The 3,625-nt window shown below is 58.4% G+C and carries 2 protein-coding genes and 1 pseudogene; 1 reads left to right on the top strand and 2 read right to left on the bottom strand.

The window, feature by feature from the left end; all coding sequences use genetic code 11:
• The first annotated feature begins 649 nt into the window (after positions 1–649).
• Positions 650–1,771: a sigma-70 family RNA polymerase sigma factor gene (locus OBACDRAFT_RS03215; RefSeq protein ID WP_043582712.1), complete on the top strand. Its 1,122-nt coding sequence runs from the start codon at positions 650–652 to the stop codon at positions 1,769–1,771.
• Between the two features lie 265 nt (positions 1,772–2,036).
• On the opposite strand, the pseudogene OBACDRAFT_RS26160 reads toward OBACDRAFT_RS03215, so the two are convergent.
• Both OBACDRAFT_RS26160 and OBACDRAFT_RS03200 read right to left on the bottom strand, forming a co-directional pair.
• A pseudogene (locus tag OBACDRAFT_RS26160) lies at positions 2,037–2,800 on the bottom strand (IS5 family transposase).
• A 361-nt stretch (positions 2,801–3,161) separates the two neighbouring features.
• Positions 3,162–3,625: transposase (locus OBACDRAFT_RS03200; RefSeq protein ID WP_043582710.1), on the bottom strand; the 464-nt coding region annotated here is incomplete at its 5' end.

The following is a 3,625-nucleotide window of genomic DNA, read 5'->3' as shown; positions in this document are numbered from 1 at the left end:
TATTCCGAGTGGCGCGGGCGTCTCGCCCGCAGTAGGGGCGTCGCTTGCGACGCCCGCGCCCGCCATTTGAGGCCACGTCCTGCATACGCGGGCTTCGCAAGCGAAGCCCCTACGAGTGGCGCGGGCGTCTCGCCCGATTTGCAACATGTTGCGGGCGAGACACCCGCGCCACTTTTGTTGCCAATCCCAACCCCAATCCGGCGGCAGGATGCCGCCGCTCCCTGCGACTCCTGCCTAGCATCAGTCGCATAAGCGAATCTCCCGGTTGGTAAAAAATTTCTTATGGGGGTCATGGTCACACCATGAATGATTTGTGTGAATCGTAAGATTCAGTAATATAAGATATTACGATAATATTGACCCATCGGCACTCCATCTTTTTTTCCGACCTAGTCGGCACGCTTATTGCATTTTGCAATTTTCCTTATTGACGACCTTGCAAAATACCTGTGCACTTCTTGCAGCTAACTTGAACAAGAAATGCGTAGCAAAATGAACCAACTAATGAAATTCACCTCTGAGCCGCCTGGCATCCGCAAATGTCAACGAACTTGGAACGATTCCTGCCTTAACCTGTCTGCACTCTCTCACCTGGTGCCCGAAACCGACTCGAAGCGCCGCTACCATAATCCTCCCTCCACATAATCTTATGCCACTCGCCACCATCTCAGCCCGCACCGGTTCCCCCTCTTATTCCTCCGACGACTTCGACGCCACGGTTTCCACGCCTTCCCGTCCCGTTGTCGCTCTCCAGCAGGACGCCCCTCCCTCCTTCCTGGAAAAGCCCGCCGAGGCTCCCGCCGACACCGCGCCTCTTGAGCGCAGCAACCTCCAGCTTTATTTGCAGGAGATCGGCAAGACTCCGCTTCTCACGCTTGACGAAGAGGTCACGCTCGCCCGCCGCATCCGCCGCGGAGACAAGGCCGCCCGCGATCACATGATCTCGGCCAACCTGCGCCTCGTCGTCAAAATCGCGATGGATTACAAGGACTTCGGCCTGCCGCTCCTGGATCTCATCAGCGAAGGCAACATCGGCCTGGTCAAAGCCGTCGAGCGCTTCGACCCGCGCAAGGGCGGCAAGCTCTCCACCTACGCCGCTTGGTGGATCAAGCAGTCGATCAAGCGCGCCCTCGCCAACCAGTCCAAGACCATCCGCCTGCCTGTCCACTTGGTGGACAAAATTGCCCGGATGCGCCGCACCGCGATGGCCCTCACCGAACAGCTTGGCCGCGAACCCAGCGATGAAGAGATCGCCATGGAGCTCCAGATCCCGACCAGCAAGGTCGCCCATCTGAAGTCCGTCAGCGTGCGCCCGGCCTCGCTTGATGCGCCCGTCGGCGAAGACGGCGACTCGTCCACTTTCGGCGAACTCGTCGGTGACGAAAACGCCGTCAGTCCGTTCGAAAGCCTCAAGGAACGCAGCCGCAACGCCGACCTCAAGGAGATGGTCGATTCGCTTGAGCCGCGCGAAGCCGAGATCATTCGCTACCGTTTCGGTCTCGACGGACGCGACGAACTCACGCTCGAGGAAGTCGGCCAGAAGTTCAAAGTCACGCGCGAGCGCGTGCGCCAGCTCCAGAACCTTGCCCTTTCCAAGATGCGCAAGGCCATGAGCCGCCACGAAGCCCAGCGCAGCATCGAGGAACTGGAAGAGGAGGAGCGCCTCCGCAAACGTCATGAGGTGATCAAGGAGTTCATGGAGTCCCGCAGCCAGAGCGCGAGCCGGATTGCCACTCCCGCCATCGCCTCCCGGCGCCCCGCCCGACGCTAAGCCAGTCCCTCTACCACGTTATTCTGCCAAGAATCATAAAAAACGACCTTCGTCATGAAGGTCGTTTTTTTGTGGATACACAAACCGGAGCGGCGACGGGGGACGCCGCCAACCGGTTAGCGGGAGGGGGGGGGGACAAAGGCGCGGAAGCGCCTGGGTATGGATTGGGCGTGGCGCGGGCGTCCCGCCCGCTTCGGAACAGATTGCGGGCGGGACGCCCGCGCCACTTGGACTCCTGAAATGCTGCCTTCATTAGAGCGTGTAGTCACGAGATTGAAGCCCAGAGGATGGCACACCTGAATTGGACGGCAGCGAGGAAAGAGGAGGCTCGTTTTGCGTATCGGGTTGCGATGCCGCGCCATTGCTTGAGTCGTAGGAATGCATTTTCTACCAGATGCCTGATCCGATAAAGATAAGGGTCATATTCGCGTTGTTCTATGCGATTGGTCTTTGGAGGAATCTGCGGGCAGATGCCTGCGGCCTGCGCCATTTCGATGATGGCGTTGGTGTCATATCCCTTGTCGGCGATCAGATGGTCTGCGGCAATGCCTTCAATCAACCTGCCAGCCTGTGTGCAATCAGCCGTGGAACCCGCTGTAACAATGACTCGCACCGGCATACCATGCGCATCCACGGCCAAATGTAGTTTGGTGTTTCGCCCCCTTTTGTCAGACCGATCGCCTCGTTTCCACCTCTGGCTCCCGCTGCATGCGGATGGATTTTGACATGACTGGCATCAATCATGAGCCACTCAAAATCGGGCTCGTTCATCAGTTCCGACAACAGGCGCTCCCAATGCCCCTTGTCTCTCCAGCGACAAAAACGCCTGTGCGTGTTGCCCCACCCTCCGTAATCCTCTGGAAGATCCCTCCAAGGCGCACCAGTGCGTAAAATCCACAGAACCGCGTTGAGGAACTTGCGGTTGTCCTCCGCCACCCCTCCCCACGCTCCTTTCCTTCCAGGTAGCAGCGGCTCCAGAACGCTCCAAACTCGGTCCGAAATGTCGTGACGGTGTTGATCTTTCGCCATGCTGACATTCTCCATCACAAAAAAACTCAGTCAATCTTATCTCGTGACTACACTCCCTAGCGTCTATTCGCGTTCATTCGCGGTTGGTTTGTCTGCCTCGTTTTTTTCTCCGCGCCACCGCGTCTCCGCGTGAAATCCTTCCGGAAGGGCGGCGTTGCACGCCGTCGGCGGGTCTCCCGACCTATAAGCGCTAACATGTTAAGATTTGATGAGGATACGGTGGGGGATGCGCTTGCGAGGAGGGTAGCCGAGGGAACCGCGTAGGCGATGGCCGCAGAGAAGGAAGAGGCTTAGGGAGAGAGGGATGGCCAGACAAGAGAGGAGACAATCGCGAGCGAAGACAAACTCAGTCCATCTGGAGTTAGTCAGGGAGGATGAATCCCCAGGGGGAAAAAACCTCTGATTGGAGGAGGGATTTTTCGATGAGCAAGCAGGTGAGTAATTTGGCTTGGAGCCATGAGCGGGAGCTGAGGGGGTCTTTTTTTGGGACGTGGCCAGTGTTCAGGAGTGATTTGAGGCGTTTGAAAGCCAGTTCGATCTGCCAGCGCAGGCGGTAGAGTTGGAGGATGCCGCGGGAGTCCAGGCAAGAGGAGGGCAGGGAAGTGACAACGACAATGTAATCAGCCATGCACAGGCACTGGCAGGAGGGTTTGCGGCCGTTTTTTTTGGCGCTGAGCCTGATTTTGGCTCGTTCGCGTTGGGCGGCCTGTGGGCTGACGCGAAGGGCGCACAGGCGCAAGGCGGTGCCGTCCTTGAGGAAGACGGGCAGTCCGGAGCACTGACGGGAACGCAACTGGGCCAGCCATGCGGGAACGTCCAGCGCAT

The organism is Geminisphaera colitermitum TAV2 (assembly GCF_000171235.2).
GTDB lineage: Bacteria > Verrucomicrobiota > Verrucomicrobiia > Opitutales > Opitutaceae > Geminisphaera > Geminisphaera colitermitum.
This window is presented reverse-complemented; position numbering and strand designations above follow the sequence as displayed.

What these genes read in the sequence shown, in the direction of transcription:
- OBACDRAFT_RS03215 (WP_043582712.1), top strand. Translation starts at nt 650, where the DNA reads ATGCCACTCGCCACCATCTCAGCCCGCACCGGTTCCCCCTCTTATTCC.